This is a genomic window from Algoriphagus jejuensis, assembly GCF_039523455.1.
GTDB lineage: Bacteria > Bacteroidota > Bacteroidia > Cytophagales > Cyclobacteriaceae > Algoriphagus > Algoriphagus jejuensis.
In genome coordinates this window covers 203,079-220,826 of sequence record NZ_BAAAFI010000049.1, presented here as the reverse complement: position 1 = coordinate 220,826, position 17,748 = coordinate 203,079, and the positions used below count along the sequence as shown (strand labels likewise).

The window sequence follows — 17,748 nt, the reverse complement described above, 5'->3', positions numbered from 1 at the left end:
TACGACCATAACACCAAAGAAATGATACTACTAGATATTTTCAGCTCACCCATCATGTCGGGAGCGCAATTGTTCCTGCTGATCGTGTGTGTTCTTATCGGCTTAGGGGCTGGTATTTCGGCCGTTGACGCAAGGAGTACATTCTCGAAGAAAAAGAAAGCTGATCATTGACTGAATTAAGATATAGTAAAGGGAGGCATTTGCCTCCTTTTTTTTTACTCTTACCTCACTATGAAAAGCCAAAACTACAGCAATCACGCCCGGGTGTATCCCTTTCATCACCTTTTCATTACGCCAGCCACGTTGATCTTTTTAGGTTGGACAGTCTATCGAATGGATTTTAGCACATCGGAGAGTATCTGGACAAGCATCTATTTCCTGCTTGGTGCTGTGGTACTCGCGATGCTTCCATTGCTGTCAAGGATTTACGCAATCAAAACCCAGAACAGAATCATTCTGATGGAAATGAGACAGCGGTATTTTCACCTTTCTGGGACGCCATTTTATCCCAAAGAAAATCAATTGGGTCTAAGCCAAATCATTGCGCTGAGATTTGCAGGTGATGAGGAGCTAATCGATCTAGTGGAAAAAGCGATCAAAGACAAGTTGACGCCAAAAGAAATCAAACTCCAAGTCAAAAACTGGCAAGGAGACTATCGGCGAGTTTAGGATAGCTTGCCTTCAGATATCGCCGACTGAATCAGCCTTAGGAGATTTTCCCGGGCTTTTTCTTTGAATACAAAAGAGGAAAAGTCTAGAGCTGGAAGCTCCAAAACCAAGTCAAATCCTGAACCCCTTCCACCGGTTCCTGACGTGATTAATGCCGTTTTCTTTTGACTTGCCTTCGCAAGCTGCAAGAGTTCATAGCTTGCTTTTCCGGCATCACTCTGTGAATCGTATTGCCCCTCCCCGGTAATAACCCAATCTGACCAATTCACTTTTTCCTTCATTTGAACCAAATCAAAAAAATAGGATGATCCAAACTTAATTTCAGTTTCGAAAAAAAAATGAAGACCCAGCGCTATTCCACCAGCGGCACCGAACCCTTCTTGGTCAGTCCATTCTTTTCGTGACTTTTTTTCCAAAAGTCCAAGCAGCCCTTCGCAGTCTTTTTGATAGCTATCGAGCTGACCTAGTTGAAGACCTTTTTGCGGCCCAAATACCGAAACCGCTCCGCTTGACCCTAAAAAGGGATTTCTGACGTCGCAGAGCAGCGTAAATCTAACTTTCGGAATAGTCGGTGACTTCTGGATATGTCGGATTTTCCGGATATAGCCCGGGGAAAAAACAGGGATCTCCCGACCACTCTCATCCAGGAAAAGAATACCCAATGCGTTCAGAATTCCAATTCCAAGGTCGACAGTCGCACTGCCACCGAGACCAAGGATGATCTCCTCAGCGCCAAGTTCGATAGCGCTGCGGATCAGCAATCCAGTTCCAAAAGTCGAACTCGTGAATGGGTCTTTCTGAAACGGCTTTAAAATACCAATCCCAGAAGCGGTCGAAATATCCAGAAAGGCTTTCTTTTGAGTTGAATCCCAACCAAAATATCCCGGTATTGGCTGCCCAACAGCGTTCAAGCTTAACATTGAGATCTTTTTCAAGCCCAAAGACGCTATCAACAGATCACAGGTGCCGTCTCCCCCGTCAGCCAGAGGTTGATTCAAGCATTCTACCTCAGCGAGATTTGACAATTGCGTTGCGATTAGCTTCGCCGCATCATCTGCCGGGATAGTTCCCTTGAAAGCATTGGGAGCAATCAGGAATTTCATGTCTCCGCTTGCTTCATTCTTGCGAAGTAGTCTTTAGTAGCAGCTTTGACCTTGGAGGAAAGGTATAAGGCGGCAATCATGTTCGGAAAAGCCATCACGGCATACATCCCATCCACCAGACTGACCACCACATCAAGAGAAACTACAGCGCCTACTACGATGGTACCTAGGTAAAAGTAATTGTAGTAGTTCGCCTTGTCAGCTCCAAAAAGGTACCCCATGCACTTGTGCCCGTAATAGGAATAAGTAAACATAGTCGACAGTGCAAAAACCAACACAGATATCAACAGGAGGTATTTCCCGATATAGGGGATTCCCTTTTCAAATGCGTCAAGCGTGAGCTTTACTCCGTCATTCTCCGACGTTCCCCATACCCCTGTCAATAGGATAGCCAAGGCAGTCAAGGTGCAGACAATGATGGTATCGATAAATGGCCCAAGCATTGCAATCAGTCCTTCGCGGATCGGCTCGAGATTTTTGGATTGCCCATGCACCATCGGAGCAGTACCAATCCCCGCTTCATTGGAGAATGCGGCCCGTCTGGCTCCGATGATTATCATTGCCCCTACCGCTCCGCCCATCACGGCCGTACCGGTAAAGGCATCCACAAAGATCAATTGGATCATTTCGGGGACTGCTTCATAGTATTGAAATACAATAATGAGTACGGTCGAAAAGTAGACGACAACCATGAACGGAACCATCTTGGAAGCAACGGCGGCAATCCGCTGTATCCCTCCTAGAATAACGATCGCGGTCAATCCCATCATCACGAAGCCGATTATCCATCGGTTTCGCATCGTTTCCTCCATTGTTTCGGGCTGAATCAGCACTGCTTGGAGGACTGCGGTTAATTGATTTGCCTGAAAAATAGCAAGCAAACCAATGACTCCGGCAATACAAAAGATATAGGAAAGAAACTTCCATTTTTTTCCCATTCCCCGATCGATCACATACATGGGCCCGCCTTGAATCACGCCAGCAGAGTCTTCTCCCCGATACATAATTGCCAGGCTACAGGTGTAAAATTTGGTAGCCATACCAACAAAAGCAGCAACCCACATCCAGAATATCGCCCCGGGGCCACCCATATTCAGAGCGATAGCTACGCCCGAGATATTGCCAAGACCGACTGTAGATGCTATCGCAGAATAGAGCGCCTGTTTGGAAGTAATCTGTCCAGGAGCCAAATCAGAGTCATATTTCCCATTCAAAACCCGCATTGCATATCCCAGCTTTCTAAAAGGAATAAAACCGGAATGAATGAAAAAATAGGATCCTCCCCCCAGGAGCAAGATCAAAATCGGAGCGCCCCAAATCCAATTGCTAAAACCTACGATAATCTCTCCCATGAAAACTATTTTGTCTAGTGCTTATAAAATGATAAACCGATATTAAGGGCAAATTTTTCAAATTCAAACTCTAGCCATTCCCTGCATAAATTATTCAGAGGTAAAAATCATCGGGATTTTCAGCTATCTGCTTTTTCCAGTAAATCTTGATCACGTATCCGGTACCACATCGACTTTTCGGATTGATCTTGGAAAAAACCAAATCTGGAGATACAGATTAATCTAGGCCGAGACTACCCAAAAATAGGGGAAGATTAAAAAAGCCCGAAAGGACGGACTTTCGGGCTTTGAAGTACTACCAGGATACTGTAGGCGACTTATAGAATTGAACTCCTTGGATGTCCCATCTTTCTCCATGGGAGGAAACCCGTCGCTTGTAGCTTTCCCAGCGTCTAACCTCCTTTCTAGTCCAGGCTACTTCTGCGATTGCAGTAAGTCTGGGAAATGCCAGGTAGTCGATGTCCGCTCGATTCGTCACGGTTTCCGTCCACAGTGGGGCCTCCACTCCTAGAATATCGGCATTCGTAAATCCTTCAATGAGTTCGGTTGGTTCCCAGGAATAAGCCTTGTCCAACTCTACATAACCCGCCCAATGCAGACCAATACGGGAAGTGCTGTCGTATTGCATATCCAGATAGGCCCTGGTATTCGGCGACATGAGGATTTGGTTTCCTTGTTCATTGGCCAGTTTGGCATTCTCATCTTCTCTAGACCAGTATTGGGCTATATTTCCTGGAAGGAGTTTCGCGGTCGCGACTTCATCCCAACCGATGCTGGTCTTGCCATATTTGGAAACGATATCTTGGACACGTTCCACGAAGTAAACGTAATCCCCTTTTTCAGTCACGTGAGACTCGTCTCCGCCGATGTGGAAATACGGCCCAGGAGTGATCTCGGAGATTTCCCGAGTCACACTGTCCACAAATGCATAAGTCAACTCCAGTCTCGTAGCGAATGTACTCCACCCAACCTCGATGCCGGTGTAAAGCTCTGACGCTTGGGGAACTTTCAACATCACTTCATATTCCAAGGGAGCCTTGGTTACGGTGCTGAAGTCACCGTCTGGCAGATTCACACCCGGATTCAATTCGCCATACGAAGCCAAAACCGAATTGGTATGACCTGGCATATCGATCTCAGGAACGATGGTAATGAATCTGTCTGCCGCATAGGCTACGATTTCCTTGTATTGCTCTTGGGTGTAAAATCCTCCATCTCCACCGCCGACTTCTGTACTGCCGCCGATCTCAGTCAATTTCGGCCAAGATTTAATCTCGATTCTCCAACCTTGATCATCTGTCAGGTGAAGATGTAGGTAGTTGAACTTGTAAACAGCCATGTGGTCAATGTAATATTTGACATCCTCGATGGATATAAAATGCCTGGCTACATCCAGCATCGATCCACGATATCCGAATGTCGGCTCGTCTTTGATCGACCCAGTCGGGATCGCCCAGTCTACGGATTGAACAGACTTGTTTACGATTTCCTTCGGAAAAAGCTGGAGTACAGTCTGGACTCCGTAAAACAAGCCGGCTTCACCTGAGGAAGCTATTTTTATTTCCTCCTCAGAAATATCAATCTCGTAGGCCTCTGAGTCGCCATTTCCAGTCAATTCCAAAACAAGCTGCCCTGCATCAAACGATACCGGAATATCGAATCCAGTTGCCGGGCGGAGTTTTTCGGCGAGATGTTCACCGATTTTCGTCAGCCTTTCTCCGGTACCAATCAGCTTGATTCCCGTCTCAGGAGTCAGTTCGAAGCTTCCTGATGCGTTTCTAATTTCCTGCGGCAACGGAATAACAGCCGAGTCCGAAAGTAAGGGAGATTCTTTGCAAGCTCCCAATGCAAGCGTCGCTACCAATAGCAGAGACAAACGTGATTTTTTCATTTTAAGTGATTTTGGATAAACTTAATTGAAATTTTTATAAATCTTTTTTCTACAAATCAAATTTATTTGGAAATTAGCTTCATTAAAATTTGAAGATTAAAAACACTTTGGTCTAAGTACATTAAATTGGCAAGTCTTAGGAATTGACCATTCGTTACTTTTCCGGGCAAAGTGAATTTTAATTGCCTTTTTTTATATTTTGAAGTATGTCAGTCTTTAATCAACCTGAAATAATCATGGAAAAAAATAATTCCAACACAGAGCAATCCTCAAGGAGAAGTTTCATCAAAGGCTCTGCCCTGGCTTTAGCCGGCTTTGCCATCGTCCCACGCCACGTGTTGGGCGGACCTGGTTTTATAGCCCCAAGTGATCGCTTGAGAGTAGCCAGCATCGGAGTTGGAGGCATGGGCGGAGGTGATGTCAGAGGCATATTCGCGTCTGGCAAGGTAGATATGATCGCCCTCTGTGATGTGGACGACACTCGGGCAAAACAAAGTCGGGATGCCCATCCAAAGGCCACGTATTATAAGGACTTCCGCACGATGCTGGAGAAAGAGGAGAAAAATATCGACGCTGTGTCAGTATCCACTCCCGATCACATGCACGCTGTGCAGGCGATGATGGCGATGAAAATGGGCAAGCACGTCTATGTGCAAAAACCTATGGCTCATGACATCTACGAAGCCCGCATGCTAACCGAAGCGGCAGATAAATACAAAGTAGTCACCCAAATGGGCAACCAAGGTTCATCTGGAGATGGTGTCCGCCAGATGATCGAATGGTACGAAGCCGGCGTGATCGGTGAAGCAACGAAAGTCTATTCTTGGACGAATCGACCGGTTTGGCCGCAGGGCATAGAATGGCCAAAAACCTCGGTAACCCCTCCTGCTGATTTAGACTGGGATCTATGGCTGGGCACAGCACCGCAGAAAGAGTACGTCGGAAATCTGGTGCCATTCAACTGGAGAGGCTGGTGGGATTATGGTACAGGAGCCTTGGGTGATATGGCTTGTCACATCATGGAACCGCCATTTAGAGTGCTTGGCCTAGGCTATCCCAAATCTGCAGAGTGCTCTGTCGGCTCCGTCTATGTCGGCGAGTTCAGCAGAGGATATTTCCCAGAGAGCTGCCCTCCTTCCTCCCACATCACCCTGAGATTTGACCGACCAGGGAAGTCTGACTTGGAATTCCATTGGATGGACGGTGGTATTCAACCGACGAGACCAGAGGAGCTTGAGGCTAATGAAATCATGGGTGACGGCGGTAACGGTGTGATCATCGAAGGAACCAAAGGCAAGATGATGTGCTCTACCTACGGCGCAAACCCGAAGCTTCTTCCTACCAAAAGAACTTCTGAAGTGAGTGTACCTCAAACGCAGTATCGCGTACCTCTCGGAGATCGAGGACATTACAATAACTGGGTAGAGGCCTGCATTGGCGGCTACGGCTCGGAAGAATTTAAGAAACTCAGTTCTCCCTTCTCCGTGGCGGGGCCTTTGACAGAGACCGTGTTGATGGGAAATCTTGCCATCAGAAGCTACGATTACCGAGTCAAGAGAGAAGGTGCTGACAATCAATTTGACTATCCTGGTAGAGGAATCAAATTGCTATGGGATGGAGCGGACATGAAAATCACCAACTTTGAACCCGCAAACCAGTTTGTGAAGCGAACCTATCGCGGAGATTACAAACTTTGATGGTTAATTGTCAAGTAAAAGAAAAGGGCTTCCGAATTATTTGGAAGCCCTTTTCTCTATTCTACGACTAGTTCGACTCTGCGATTTTTTGCCCTGCCAGACTCGGTTGCATTTGAAGCAACTGGACGGGTTCCTCCCCAGCCTGATATCCTAAGATGTTCGAAATTCACCCCCTTGCTCACCAAAAAGTCCCGGACGCTTCCGGCTCTTTCCAGCGAAAGCTGCTTGTTCAGGCCAGGATCTCCGGCATTGTCAGTGTGACCATTGATCCTGATCGTTACCTCAGGATGCTCAACGAGGAATTTTGCCAAATCTGCGAGACTCGCTTCGGTCGATTCACCTTCCAGCTCAGCAGTTCCTCTTTTGAAATTCACGCCCTCCAGCAAAACAGTGCTTCCGGCTTCCGCTTTGGTGAGAAGCACCACGGTCTTGGATTTGGCATCAAAACTTTCGACAGACACCTGCTTCGGGAAATATCCCGGAGACGAAACTTTGACCGTTGTAATTCCTTTTTCTTTCAAATCAGAAATCAGATAAGGCTCTTGATAGTCAATATTTTCTATTCCAGCTTGCCAGGTGAGACTGTAAGGTAACTCCACTTTGTTTTTGCCATCGATGGCAACAAAACTAACGGGGAGCTCAACCTCTTTTTGAAGCTCTACAATTTCGGCACCGGAATTTGAGTCCATTGGAACCGGAGTGATTTTCGGATCGAAGTAGATTGTTGTCGAGTCCGAAACCGGAATCTCCAAAACCTGTATATTGCCTGCCGAAACTCTAGAAGATCGAGCTGTTGATGCCGGCTTTTCGGCAACCGCAGGAGCTACAAACTCCGTAGGCACTACCAGCGGAACTGGCGTGGAAAAAGTCATCAAATCGGCAAACCCATCACTGTTTTGAGTACTCGTCCAGACGATCTCGTCCTCACTGACAAAGGTGATGGAAGCTTCTGAGCCATTGGAGCTGATCTGATCCCATTTCTCGGGTTTGCTCCAGCTGTCCCAAGAATCTCCGAGTTTTTTGGCGATCAGAATATCCTTTCCGTTTGCGCCAGGGTAGGAATTCGAAGAAAAGTAAAGCTGATTGCTGTTAGGGTCAAAGTAAGGCCCCATCTCCTGACCAAAGCCGTTGATGGTTGCACCGAGATTTTTCAGCTCAGACCAGTCAATCGCTCCGATTTTTTGGCTGAGGTAGATATCTTCGTTGCCAAGTCCTCCCGTTCTTTTACCAGCCAGGAAAATCGATTTTCCGCCCTCAGCCACCCGTCCGGAGACTAAGCCTTGGAAAGAATTCAAATCGGGGAAATTCACTTTTCGCAGGTAATTCCACTCCTGTCCAAACTTGGAAAACTGATGAAGCGAGGTTTCACTTCCTTGGTTTCTCAAAACTAAAAGCGTCAACACGTCCTCCAGTCCCAAGACCAAATCGTAGCCTTCTGTGCTCAGATCAGCGCGATGGGTGGCCTCACCCCATTCGCCTGCTTCATCTTTGCGAGTTTCCCAGATATCTCCGGGGTCAGTCGCTCCACCGAGATTTAAGGGATGGAAAGCACGGGTAAAAAGCAGGGTATTGTTGCCTATCCAAACGGGATTGGTGTCGTCGTTAGGGCTGTTTGCTCCGGAGAGCGATCTAAGCTCTTGCGCTTTGGCACTGAAAAGAAAACAAAAAGCAAGAAGCGTAACGCTACTTGCTTTGAAAATACGAGAGATTGAGATAGTCATAGTTATTGATCCAACACGATGGCGAATATTAGCGGCGCCACAATAGTTGCATCAGATTCGACAATGTATTTTGGTGTTTCCTGGCCTAGCTTGCCCCAAGTAATTTTTTCGTTAGGGACAGCTCCGGAGTAGGAACCATAAGAAGTGGTCGAATCCGAGATTTGGCAGAAATAGCCCCAGAGAGGCACATTCGTCCGCTGCAAATCCTGGTGCAACATCGGTACCACACAGATTGGAAAGTCTCCTGCAATTCCCCCGCCAATCTGGAAAAATCCGACAGTACTTTCATCCGTAGCATTTTCAGTATACCAATCGGCAAGGAACATCATGTACTCGATACCAGTACGAACGGTGTGAACTTTCTTTACATCTCCAGAGATCACATGACCGGCAAACATATTCCCAAGCGTAGAATCTTCCCATCCTGGCACGATGATCGGAAGGTTTTTCTTGGCGGCTTCCAGGAGCCAGCTATTTTTAGGATCTATCTGGAACGAGGCATCCAGCTTACCAGAAAGCAGAATTTTATAGAAAAATTCATGAGGAAAGTAAGCTTCATTGGCCTGATCTGCTTTCACCCACTCTTCGAGGATGACATTTTCAATGCGACGCATGGCTTCCATCTCTGGGATGCAGGTATCGGTCACCCGGTTCATGTGGCGCTCCAGTAGCTCCTGCTCCTGCGCAGGTGTCAGCTCTCGGTAGTTGGGAACCCGTTCGTAGTAGTCATGTGCCACAAGGTTAAAAACGTCTTCTTCCAGGTTGGCGCCGGTGCAAGAGATAATTTGAACTTTGTCCTGACGGATCATTTCAGCGAGAGATATCCCCAATTCGGCAGTGGACATTGCTCCGGCCAGTGAAACCAACATTTTTCCTCCACCGTCCAAGTGGGTCTTGTACCCCTCGGCTGCATCGATCAAAGCTGCGGCATTGAAGTGGCGGTAGTTGTGTTTTAAAAATTCCGTGATTTTCATGCGTTTATATTTTGTTTTTTAATGGCCACATGGAATCTCGCATTTCGGATAATCCTCCCAGTGAATGAGGGTTCTCTCTATGCTCGATTTCATTTCGTTCGGGTTTTCGATAGTGGCGCAAAAATACCCAATTTTTACCCACAAAAAAACCCGAACAAAGTCCGGGCTTTTCAATTCAAGTTAAAGGTATCGTTATTTTTTTGCCGTAGAATCTGCTGCAGTTGGAGTAACGCCGGATGGATTTGCTGCGTATTTTTTGTTCAATCCGTCGACCACAGACGCAGTCACGTCGATGGCGTCTGTTGCATACCACATCGCGCCGCCACGGGTGTAGCTAAGGATGATATCCAGGTCGTTTTCCTTTGCATAGTCCTTAATATAGGTCTGAACTTGCTCGTACACGTCATTCATCAATTTCGCCTCGTCTGCAGACAATTCCTGCATCAGGTTGTTTCTATAAGTCATCAGGTTTTGCTCCTTTTGCACCAGCTCGTCTTGCTTAGCTCTGGCCTGGTTGGGAGTCATGTTGCCACCGGTCTGTTGGAAGGTAGATACTTCCTGCTCAAATCCTCTTGCTCTGGACTGAAGATCCGAGTCGAATCTTTTGCCTTTGGAAGTGATTTCCTCAGACATCTTCTTGAAGTAATCGTACTTGTTGATCACCGAGTCTGTATATACAAACGCCACTTTCATCTCACCTGCAGGCATACCTTCACCTGAAGATACTGTTTCGGCAGTAGTAGCAGTTTTTTGGTCACATGAATAGAAAAGCACCGAGGAAAGTGCGAGTACTCCTAAGATTTTTAATCCCTTTTTCACTTTAAATACGTTATGGTTGACAGGCCGCAAATATATAGAAAGTATTGATTCTGCAAGAATTGAAGCAAAATCTGTCTGTTAAATTCGGTTAATCCTCTAAAAATAAAGGGATTGTGCCAACCTGAAAATCTGAGCGTGTCCCTCCACAATATCTTTGATCTGTTTGGAGTAGCCCCCACCCATGCAACACATCAGTGGGATTTGGTTGTTTTTGGCCAATGAAACCACGGTTTCGTCCCGTTCTTTTATACCGCTTTGACTTAAGTTGAGACGTCCCAACTGATCTGAAGCCAAGACATCGGTTCCACTTTGATAAATCAGAAAATCGGGGTCAAACATCTCTAAAATCCGAGGCAACGTCTGCTGTAGTCTCGTGAGGTATTCGAGATCACCGGTACCGTCCGGCAGTCCGATGTCGAGGTGTGATTTTTCTTTCCGGTGCGGAAAATTCTTCTCCCCGTGCATGCTGAACGTAAACACATCTCGCCGCTCCTTAAAAATCTCCGCGGTCCCGTTTCCCTGATGGACATCAAGGTCCACAACCAAAACTCGACTTGCCAACCGATTTTCCAGCAGAAAATTTGCCGTAATCGCGATGTCATTTAGCAGGCAAAATCCCTCTCCCCGATTGGAAAACGCATGGTGAGTTCCTCCTGCGATGTTCATACCGATGCCATAGCTAAGCGCAAATTCGGCGGCCTGCACGGAACCGCTTGCGATGACCATTTCCCTATGAACCAATGATGCCGTAAGTGGAAATCCGATCGCCCGAACTTCCTGAGGGGTCAAATCCAGAGCCGATAGTCTCCTGAAATAGTTTGGGTCGTGAGTATTGAGAAACCATTTTTCTTCAATCAACTCAGGAGCAAAAAAATTCTCCCTGGATAACGTCCCCTCGTAAACAAGTTGTTCGGGAAGCAGGTCGTATTTTTCCATCGGGAAACGATGGCCTGTTGGCAAAAGATGGGCGTAACATTCGGACCAGGCAACTTTGAGCATAAAAAAGCACTGATTAGCTACCAGTGCGGATTTAGTGTACTAGTAAGTCGCGTTGCGCTCTATCAATCTTGGGCAACGCAAGTGTCATGTCAAATCTCGTCCTCTTCTGTCTGAAAGGCATAAAGCGTGTCGTCCAATTCAATAGTATCGTCGTTGAACTCCTGAACAAAACTGGAAATCACATCCTCTGTTATCTCATCGACGTTGAGAGCGGCATCTAGCCCTACTCCGAAATCATGGTTGGTGTCTATGTCTATAAATTCCTGGACTTTGACGGTCTCCTCCTCCTCGAGCTCCATAATGATCTCGGTGATGAACCAGCCGACCTCTTCTTCTTCGCTGGTCAATGGCTTCATATTGCCATTTTCATCTTCTTCGTAGGAGATTCCTTTAAAATTCGGGAATTTCTTGGCGGCTTCATGTTCTGCCAGCTCGTATACTTCACTTGCATGGTGAAGTCGAAGGGTGTAGAGGGCCGCGTCGTAGATCGCCTCTTTGCCCTCAAACATGCCGACGAAGTAAAAATTCACGAATTCCTCCGAGTTTTCATCGTCAGGTATAATTTTGAAGTTCTTACCTGATTGCTCAAGTTCGGCCTTTAAGTTATCAACGTTTTGCGGATCAAATCCGGGATTAGAAAAAGTCATACTGAATTACTTAGGTGGTTAAGAAGCTGGACCCGGAAGGTAACGAACAATCCCAAATCACAGTTTACATTTAGATAAGAAAGTAAAGGAATAAAATGAATTCAGCAAAATTTGACGAGGAATTTGTCAAAAGCCTAATTAAGCAAAAAGAAGGTGAAAAATTGGACTTCAAGCAAAAAATAACGTCCCGGGAGAAAATCTCAAAAACATTGGTTGGATTGGCTAATACAGACGGTGGATTTATTTTGATAGGGGTATCTGACAGCAAAAGGATCGTCGGGATTGACCCGGAAGAGGAGCGCTACATGATCGAAGCCGCTAACGACGAGTTTTGCTTTCCGAAGGTGTCACTGACGATTGATGAAATCAAGGTATTCGATGAAAAAATGACTGCGCCGGATGGAGATAGTGAAAAATCACTCCTGCTGGTTGAAGTCAAGAAAACGGAAGGACCATTGATCTTTTGCAAACACAAAAATGGCGATTTGAAATCCTACAAGCGGGTTAACGATCAGACTTTAGTCCTTTGAACTGAGACTAATCCCAAAAACTCCATTAATCAAACTCAGCACCAGAGAAAAACCCAAGGCCCACCAGAAGCTCTCTACTGCAAAGCCCGGAATAAAATAGGCCGCAATCAAGATGACACCGGCATTGATGGCGAGTAAAAAAAGTCCCATAGTAAGTATAGTGATCGGAAATGTCAGGATCACCATAATGGGCTTCAGAGTGAAATTGATCAATATAATCACCGCTGCTAGGATAAAACCAGTCGTCCAGGTATCAATTGTCACTCCTTTCATCAGGTAGTCTGCAATCAGGACCGAGATCCCTCCTAATATTATTTTGGTAAGGACTGAAGTCCCGTTGCTTTTCTCTCTCATATCGGTTGAAGATAAGAACAGGATCGTAGAATGGCTAAAGCTGATATAAATCACCGCTTATTTCAGTGGCATTATTTACAGCGGCAAGGATCAAAGCCAATCTAGCCTTATATTTGCACGCTTACCGAAAAAATAACCTAAGTGATAATAATTATCTTCTTTCTGCTTCACTGGTATTTCTCCCTGTTTTGCCAGAGTTTCTTTCTCCACAGATATGCCGCCCATCAAATGTTTGTGATGAGCAAGTATTGGGAAAAGTTCTTTTACTTCTTCACCTGGATGTGGCAAGGCAGCTCGTATCTCTCGCCGAGAGCTTATGCCATCTTGCATCGAATGCATCACGCCTACTCCGACACGCCAAAGGATCCGCACAGCCCGCATCATACGGAAAACCTCTTTACAATGATGTGGAAGACCAAAAACATCTACAACGACTACTTCAGCTTTAAACTCAAGCCGGAGGAGCGTTTTTCAAAGGATATCCCCGCATGGAATAAGTTTGACAAGTTTGCCGACAATATGGCGATCAGGGTTGGTTGGATCCTGGTGTACGTAGCGATCTATGTTCTTTCTATTTCTGTTTTTGAGCTGTCCGGTACACATTGGTGGATGTACTTTCTACTTCCCATTCATTTCTTGATGGGGCCTGTTCACGGCGCGATTGTCAACTGGAGTGGCCACAAGTACGGTTACGCCAATTTTGACAACAATGATCAATCTAAAAATTCACTTCTGCTGGACGTTTTGATGTTAGGAGAATTGTTCCAGAACAATCACCACAAACTTCCAAACAGACCAAATTTTGCTGTGAAGTGGTACGAGTTTGACCCGACCTATCCGATTGTCAAGCTGCTGCACGCTACCAGAATTATCCGGTTGAGAACAACATAAAAATCTTCCTCTGAAAACCAAAAAGATCGTCAAAAGCGGTCTTTTTTTTCTTTAGCCTAGGTCAGCCTATCAGGCCAAAACCCATAATTACAGGGTTATGTTTAAAGTCTTAAGCGAGGTTTTCTAAGCCTCATTTTCCATTTTTTGCGAGCTTTTCAAAACGTACGGCTATTATTCTAAAAAAAATCTATTACTGATTGAGTAGAAGATTATCAGTTTATATAGTTTAAAATCAGGATTTTAGTATTTACAATCAACTAAATAGTATAAATATTTTCTTAATTCCTTTGGATTTAAGGAACTAAACGAATAATTTTCTATTGATTTAAAACTTAACACCTTATGAAACCATTAACAAGAGCGGAAGAGGAGATCATGCAGATCCTCTGGGATATCGAACGAGGATTCGTGAAAGATATCTTATCTCCTATGACGGAGCCCAAGCCTGCGTACAACACTGTTTCAACGATTGTAAGAATCCTTGAACGGAAGGGATTTGTCAGTCACAAATCCTACGGAAAAAGCCACGAGTATTTCCCGATTGTCTCCAAGGACGAATACAGGACGTTCATCATTAAGAGAATGCTTGAGGGATACTTCGACAGTTCTTTTGCCAAGTTGTCTCAGTTTTTCAAAAACGATGAGGCGCTAAACACCAAAGAGTATCAGTAAGAACTGACGACTAGCTGTGTATTAAAAAACCCGATCTGAAAACGATCGGGTTTTTTCATTTCAACCTTATTTCACATCCTTCAGCAGTTCCTCGACCGCCTTTTCGAGTTGTTGATCTATGCCTTGGTCGATTTTCCCCGGCATGTTTTTCACTTCAAACTGAGGCTTGGTTTCGTTGTTTTCCAGCCACTCTCCCGCCATATTTTTGGCAGAGATCGGGACCGCTCCCCAGCGACTACCGTCTGGCAATCCTTCCCATCCGGCAAATGAGCAGGTGCCCGGCGTAGGCATTCCCACCGTTTTTCCAATCTCCAGATCCGTGTAGCCACAGGCAAAGCAATGTCCATCTGAGTAATTGGCTTCGTTGAACATCGCCAGCGTTGGCTTGGTCCATCTCGCGGTAGGCTCTACTCCCACTACCTTGGCCGCAGTGGCGTAGGTCAAGAAGATTTCCCCTGTAAAAAACATCGCCAGATCTGCCACCAAATCTCCCCCGCCGTTGAATCGAGTATCGACGATGACAGCGTCTTTTTCATAGAATTTCCCCATCATATCCTCATAGACATTGCGATAGGGCCCGTCGCTCATGCCCGGAATGTGGACATACCCAAGCTTTCCACCGCTCAGTTTCTCCACTTCTTCTTGGTTCTTTTTCACCCACCTCTTATAGAGAAGTTGGTTTTCATTAACTATTGAGATCGGTTTGACCGTGTATTGCTTTCGCTGCTGATTGCTGGGATCGAGGACTTCGATCAGGGTAAACTTGTCCGCTTTTCGGTTAAGCAACTTCGCAAAATCCAAGTTCGCAGCCACCAATTCCCCGTCAATGCGCTCAATGATCATTCCGGGAGCCACGTCAATGTCGCTTTTATCCAATGGCCCGCCCTTGATCACTTCAGTCACTTTGATCCCATCTCCAGTGAAGTTGTAATCCCAGAAAATCCCCAAGGAACCTGTGGCATCCGCCATCGGAATGCTGCGACTATAGCGGGCGCCTGCATGGGATACGTTCAATTCTCCGATCATCTCAGAGATCATTTCCGCAAACTCGTAGCTGTTGCCGATGTGGGGCAGGTACTTTTGATACTCGGGTTTGATGGCATTCCAGTCAATTCCGTGCATGTCCGGCGTATAGAAAATCCCTTTGGTTCTTAGCCAAACGTGTTCGAAGAGATGGGCAGTTTCGGCATTTCTGTCAAACGTCATCTCGCCCCCAATCTTGATCATCTCCTTTTTCATCGTCTCAGGATTGATCTTGGAAATATTTCCATCGGAAAGCAGGAACAGGTTTTTCTGCTCTTTGTCCCAAAGCAAGCGACCTGAGTTGGCATCCAAGCCAATCTCTTGCTTGGTATCTTTTGTCCGAAGATTGGTGCTCCAGAGGTTCATGCCTTTTTCGAAGCGAGCCAGGTAAAAAAGCTTTTCTCCATCCTTCGAAAGCAGCGCATCCCCCATGTTGGACGAATGGATCGTCAACCGCGCCTTTCTTTCTTCAAATCCATCCCAGTCAAACTCAATTGGCTTAACTTCTTTTTTCTCGGATTTTTCAGCGTTTGGTTTATCGTCTGAGTCTGCAGGTTTTTTGGCCTTTTCGATTTCTTTCAAAAGCTCAAATTCATCCTTGCTCAATCGGAATTTGTCCCAAGCCGCCGGGTCAAAAAACATCGTGTAAACATCCTCTTCCGCCCGTCCGCTCGTGGCATAGCTTCTCAAGCCGTCTCGGTTGGAAAACCAAAGCATCTGCTTGCCCTCATTCACCCATTTGGCATTGTCATCGGAATAGCCGCTTTGAGTCAGCTTACGCATCTTTTCTTTTCCAGAGGCATCCAAAAGGACGACCTCAGAATTGCTCATAGTAGGTCGATAGCTAGCCAAAAGCCACTTGCTATCCGGAGACCAAGTAAAATACTGATCTCCGTCACTCATGTGAAAAAGCAGATCCGATCCCATCAGGGTCACCGAAGTTTTGGCTTCCACATCGAATACCTTCAGATTTCGTCGGTCTTCGATGTAAGCGAGTTTCTTTCCGTCAGGGGAAAATTTTGGCAGGTAAGCATCCTTCTCTACGCTGACGAGTGCTTCTTCTTTGAGCAAAGTCGAAGCAAAGAAAAAGGGCTCCTCGGTACGAACCCGAGATGATTTATAGATCTGCCATTTGCCGTCTCGCTCTGAAGAATAGACCACCGACTTGCCGTCGGGGGCAAACTCGACAAACCGCTCTTGCTCCGGCGTGTTCGTGATCCGCTTGGTCATGGACCCATCCACCGAAGTCACAAAAACTTCGCCTCGTACGATAAATGCGATTTCCTTTCCGTCAGGAGAAATAGACATCTCCCGTACACCATCCTTTATCGAGATGTAATTATCTGAATTGGAGATCGATTGGGTAGCAATAGCGACTTCCAACTTCTTCGGTTGCTCGCCTTTTTTCAAGGTATACAGCTCCCCGTCAAAGCTGAAACTCATCTGGCCATTGTCGGCAATGGAAAGAAAGCGAACCGGGAATCCCGAAAAACTTGTCAGCGCCTGAGGTTGCCCCGGATTTGCCAAGGGCATGCTGTACACATTAAAGCTTCCGTTGGCCTCACTCAGGTAGAAGATTTCCGACTCGTCAGGCGAAAAAACAGGATTCCGATCTTCTCCATAGAATTTGGTAAGCATCGTATGCTCGTTTTTTGCAGCATCATACATCCAAATGTCCCGTGCGATGCCCGACTGATGATGCTTTCTCCACTCGTTTTCACCGCCCTTTTTATCATGATAAATCATCTTAGACCCATCCTTGCTAGTTTGGACGTATTCAGCCGGAATCGTCCATACCTGATCGATCCGGCCTCCTGATTTCGCCACCTGATAAAGTTCGGGCTGAGAACCTGTGGGATATTGACGATGCTCTTTCGTGTCCATTCTGGCTGCGCCAAAGATCACCTTTTGATCATCTGAACTGAAGTCAAAGGGTTGTTCATCTGCCGAATGAAAGGTGAGTCTGGTAGCTTCCCCTCCCGCGGAACTCATTATAAATACATCAAAGTTTCCGTAGCGATCCGATGCAAATGCAATCTGCTTGCCGTCCGCGCTCCAGACTGGTTTGAAGTCATGCGCCTCATGAAAGGTCAATTGGGTTGCTTTCCCCCCAGTCGTAGGGATTAGATAGAGGTCTCCTTTATAAGTAAAGGCGATTTGATTTCCGTCGGGGGAAATGGCCGGATAGCGTAGCCAATTGGGAGAAGTTTGCGCGAAAGTCTGAGTGCCAAAAAGCAAACAAAATCCAAGCGCGAGTGCTGTTAAGTGTTTTTTCATAGGGTATCAAAGGATGGACTGAAAATAAGCAAAAATCTACAAGCTCGCCCCTCAGATTAGGATAGCGGGAAGGGATTCTTGTCGAAAGGCCGGACTGGGTTTCGATACTCCACCGCGAAGGCCTATATT

The 17,748-nt window shown here is 46.1% G+C and carries 15 protein-coding genes; 5 read left to right on the top strand and 10 right to left on the bottom strand.

The features are described from left to right. Positions 1-231: 231 nt before the first annotated feature. The gene (locus ABD031_RS21930) at positions 232-669 is read left to right on the top strand and encodes a DUF6526 family protein (RefSeq protein ID WP_343855161.1); all 438 of its coding nucleotides are present in this window, start codon (positions 232-234) and stop codon (positions 667-669) included. Here ABD031_RS21930 and ABD031_RS21925 read toward each other — a convergent pair. The 3 genes from ABD031_RS21925 to ABD031_RS21915 form a co-directional block, all read right to left on the bottom strand. Next, positions 666-1,772 carry a glycerate kinase gene (locus ABD031_RS21925; protein ID WP_343855158.1) on the bottom strand — a complete coding sequence of 369 codons (1,107 nt, stop codon included), beginning with the start codon at positions 1,770-1,772 and terminating at the stop codon, positions 666-668. The two genes, ABD031_RS21930 and ABD031_RS21925, sit on opposite strands and share 4 nt — an antisense overlap. Continuing rightward, positions 1,769-3,124, bottom strand: coding sequence for an alanine/glycine:cation symporter family protein (locus ABD031_RS21920; protein WP_343855157.1), 1,356 nt, complete (start codon positions 3,122-3,124; stop codon positions 1,769-1,771). Before ABD031_RS21920 ends, ABD031_RS21925 begins: the two co-directional genes overlap by 4 nt. A 295-nt stretch (positions 3,125-3,419) precedes the next feature. Beyond that, on the bottom strand, positions 3,420-5,015 hold the full coding sequence (locus ABD031_RS21915) for a beta-N-acetylhexosaminidase (protein ID WP_343855155.1): 1,596 nt from the start codon (positions 5,013-5,015) through the stop codon (positions 3,420-3,422). A 236-nt stretch (positions 5,016-5,251) separates the two neighbouring features. On the opposite strand from ABD031_RS21915, the gene ABD031_RS21910 reads away from it, so the two are divergent. Next, positions 5,252-6,712 (top strand): Gfo/Idh/MocA family protein, encoded by a 1,461-nt coding sequence (locus ABD031_RS21910; protein ID WP_343855154.1) that lies wholly within the window; start codon positions 5,252-5,254, stop codon positions 6,710-6,712. Between the two features lie 56 nt (positions 6,713-6,768). On the opposite strand, the gene ABD031_RS21905 is transcribed toward ABD031_RS21910, so the two are convergent. From ABD031_RS21905 to ABD031_RS21885, 5 genes are all read right to left on the bottom strand, one after another. After that, positions 6,769-8,433 (bottom strand): OmpA family protein, encoded by a 1,665-nt coding sequence (locus ABD031_RS21905; protein WP_343855152.1) that lies wholly within the window; start codon positions 8,431-8,433, stop codon positions 6,769-6,771. A 2-nt stretch (positions 8,434-8,435) separates the two neighbouring features. Beyond that, entirely contained in the window at positions 8,436-9,407 is a 972-nt protein-coding gene (locus ABD031_RS21900) for a deoxyhypusine synthase family protein (protein WP_343855151.1), read from the bottom strand. 192 nt (positions 9,408-9,599) lie between these two features. After that, entirely contained in the window at positions 9,600-10,226 is a 627-nt protein-coding gene (locus ABD031_RS21895) for an OmpH/Skp family outer membrane protein (protein ID WP_343855150.1), read from the bottom strand. Positions 10,227-10,322: 96 nt separating this feature from the next. Then, positions 10,323-11,225: a histone deacetylase family protein gene (locus ABD031_RS21890; RefSeq protein WP_343855148.1), complete on the bottom strand. Its 903-nt coding sequence runs from the start codon at positions 11,223-11,225 to the stop codon at positions 10,323-10,325. An 89-nt stretch (positions 11,226-11,314) separates the two neighbouring features. Continuing rightward, entirely contained in the window at positions 11,315-11,872 is a 558-nt protein-coding gene (locus ABD031_RS21885; RefSeq protein ID WP_343855147.1) for a hypothetical protein, read from the bottom strand. Between the two features lie 95 nt (positions 11,873-11,967). Between ABD031_RS21885 and ABD031_RS21880 the strand changes: the two genes are divergently transcribed. Then, on the top strand, positions 11,968-12,402 hold the full coding sequence (locus tag ABD031_RS21880) for an AlbA family DNA-binding domain-containing protein (protein ID WP_343855146.1): 435 nt from the start codon (positions 11,968-11,970) through the stop codon (positions 12,400-12,402). On the opposite strand, the gene ABD031_RS21875 is transcribed toward ABD031_RS21880, so the two are convergent. Beyond that, a complete protein-coding gene (locus ABD031_RS21875; RefSeq protein ID WP_343855144.1) occupies positions 12,391-12,756 on the bottom strand; it encodes a phage holin family protein in 366 nt (121 codons plus the stop codon). The genes ABD031_RS21880 and ABD031_RS21875 overlap by 12 nt on opposite strands. A 141-nt stretch (positions 12,757-12,897) precedes the next feature. On the opposite strand from ABD031_RS21875, the gene ABD031_RS21870 reads away from it, so the two are divergent. Next, complete coding sequence (locus tag ABD031_RS21870) at positions 12,898-13,647, top strand: acyl-CoA desaturase (protein ID WP_343855143.1); 750 nt, start codon at positions 12,898-12,900, stop codon at positions 13,645-13,647. 342 nt (positions 13,648-13,989) lie between these two features. After that, positions 13,990-14,319: a BlaI/MecI/CopY family transcriptional regulator gene (locus ABD031_RS21865; protein ID WP_343855142.1), complete on the top strand. Its 330-nt coding sequence runs from the start codon at positions 13,990-13,992 to the stop codon at positions 14,317-14,319. Between the two features lie 66 nt (positions 14,320-14,385). Here the strand turns inward: ABD031_RS21865 and ABD031_RS21860 are convergent, their stop codons facing one another. Then, positions 14,386-17,619 carry a S41 family peptidase gene (locus ABD031_RS21860; RefSeq protein WP_343855140.1) on the bottom strand — a complete coding sequence of 1,078 codons (3,234 nt, stop codon included), beginning with the start codon at positions 17,617-17,619 and terminating at the stop codon, positions 14,386-14,388. Positions 17,620-17,748 lie beyond the last annotated feature (129 nt).

Coding starts and splice junctions, on each gene's coding strand:
- ABD031_RS21930 (WP_343855161.1), top strand. CDS start 232: ATGAAAAGCCAAAACTACAGCAATCACGCCCGGGTGTATCCCTTTCAT.
- ABD031_RS21925 (WP_343855158.1), bottom strand. CDS start 1,772: ATGAAATTCCTGATTGCTCCCAATGCTTTCAAGGGAACTATCCCGGCA.
- ABD031_RS21920 (WP_343855157.1), bottom strand. CDS start 3,124: ATGGGAGAGATTATCGTAGGTTTTAGCAATTGGATTTGGGGCGCTCCG.
- ABD031_RS21915 (WP_343855155.1), bottom strand. CDS start 5,015: ATGAAAAAATCACGTTTGTCTCTGCTATTGGTAGCGACGCTTGCATTG.
- ABD031_RS21910 (WP_343855154.1), top strand. CDS start 5,252: ATGGAAAAAAATAATTCCAACACAGAGCAATCCTCAAGGAGAAGTTTC.
- ABD031_RS21905 (WP_343855152.1), bottom strand. CDS start 8,433: ATGACTATCTCAATCTCTCGTATTTTCAAAGCAAGTAGCGTTACGCTT.
- ABD031_RS21900 (WP_343855151.1), bottom strand. CDS start 9,407: ATGAAAATCACGGAATTTTTAAAACACAACTACCGCCACTTCAATGCC.
- ABD031_RS21890 (WP_343855148.1), bottom strand. CDS start 11,225: ATGCTCAAAGTTGCCTGGTCCGAATGTTACGCCCATCTTTTGCCAACA.
- ABD031_RS21885 (WP_343855147.1), bottom strand. CDS start 11,872: ATGACTTTTTCTAATCCCGGATTTGATCCGCAAAACGTTGATAACTTA.
- ABD031_RS21880 (WP_343855146.1), top strand. CDS start 11,968: ATGAATTCAGCAAAATTTGACGAGGAATTTGTCAAAAGCCTAATTAAG.
- ABD031_RS21875 (WP_343855144.1), bottom strand. CDS start 12,756: ATGAGAGAGAAAAGCAACGGGACTTCAGTCCTTACCAAAATAATATTA.
- ABD031_RS21865 (WP_343855142.1), top strand. CDS start 13,990: ATGAAACCATTAACAAGAGCGGAAGAGGAGATCATGCAGATCCTCTGG.
- ABD031_RS21860 (WP_343855140.1), bottom strand. CDS start 17,619: ATGAAAAAACACTTAACAGCACTCGCGCTTGGATTTTGTTTGCTTTTT.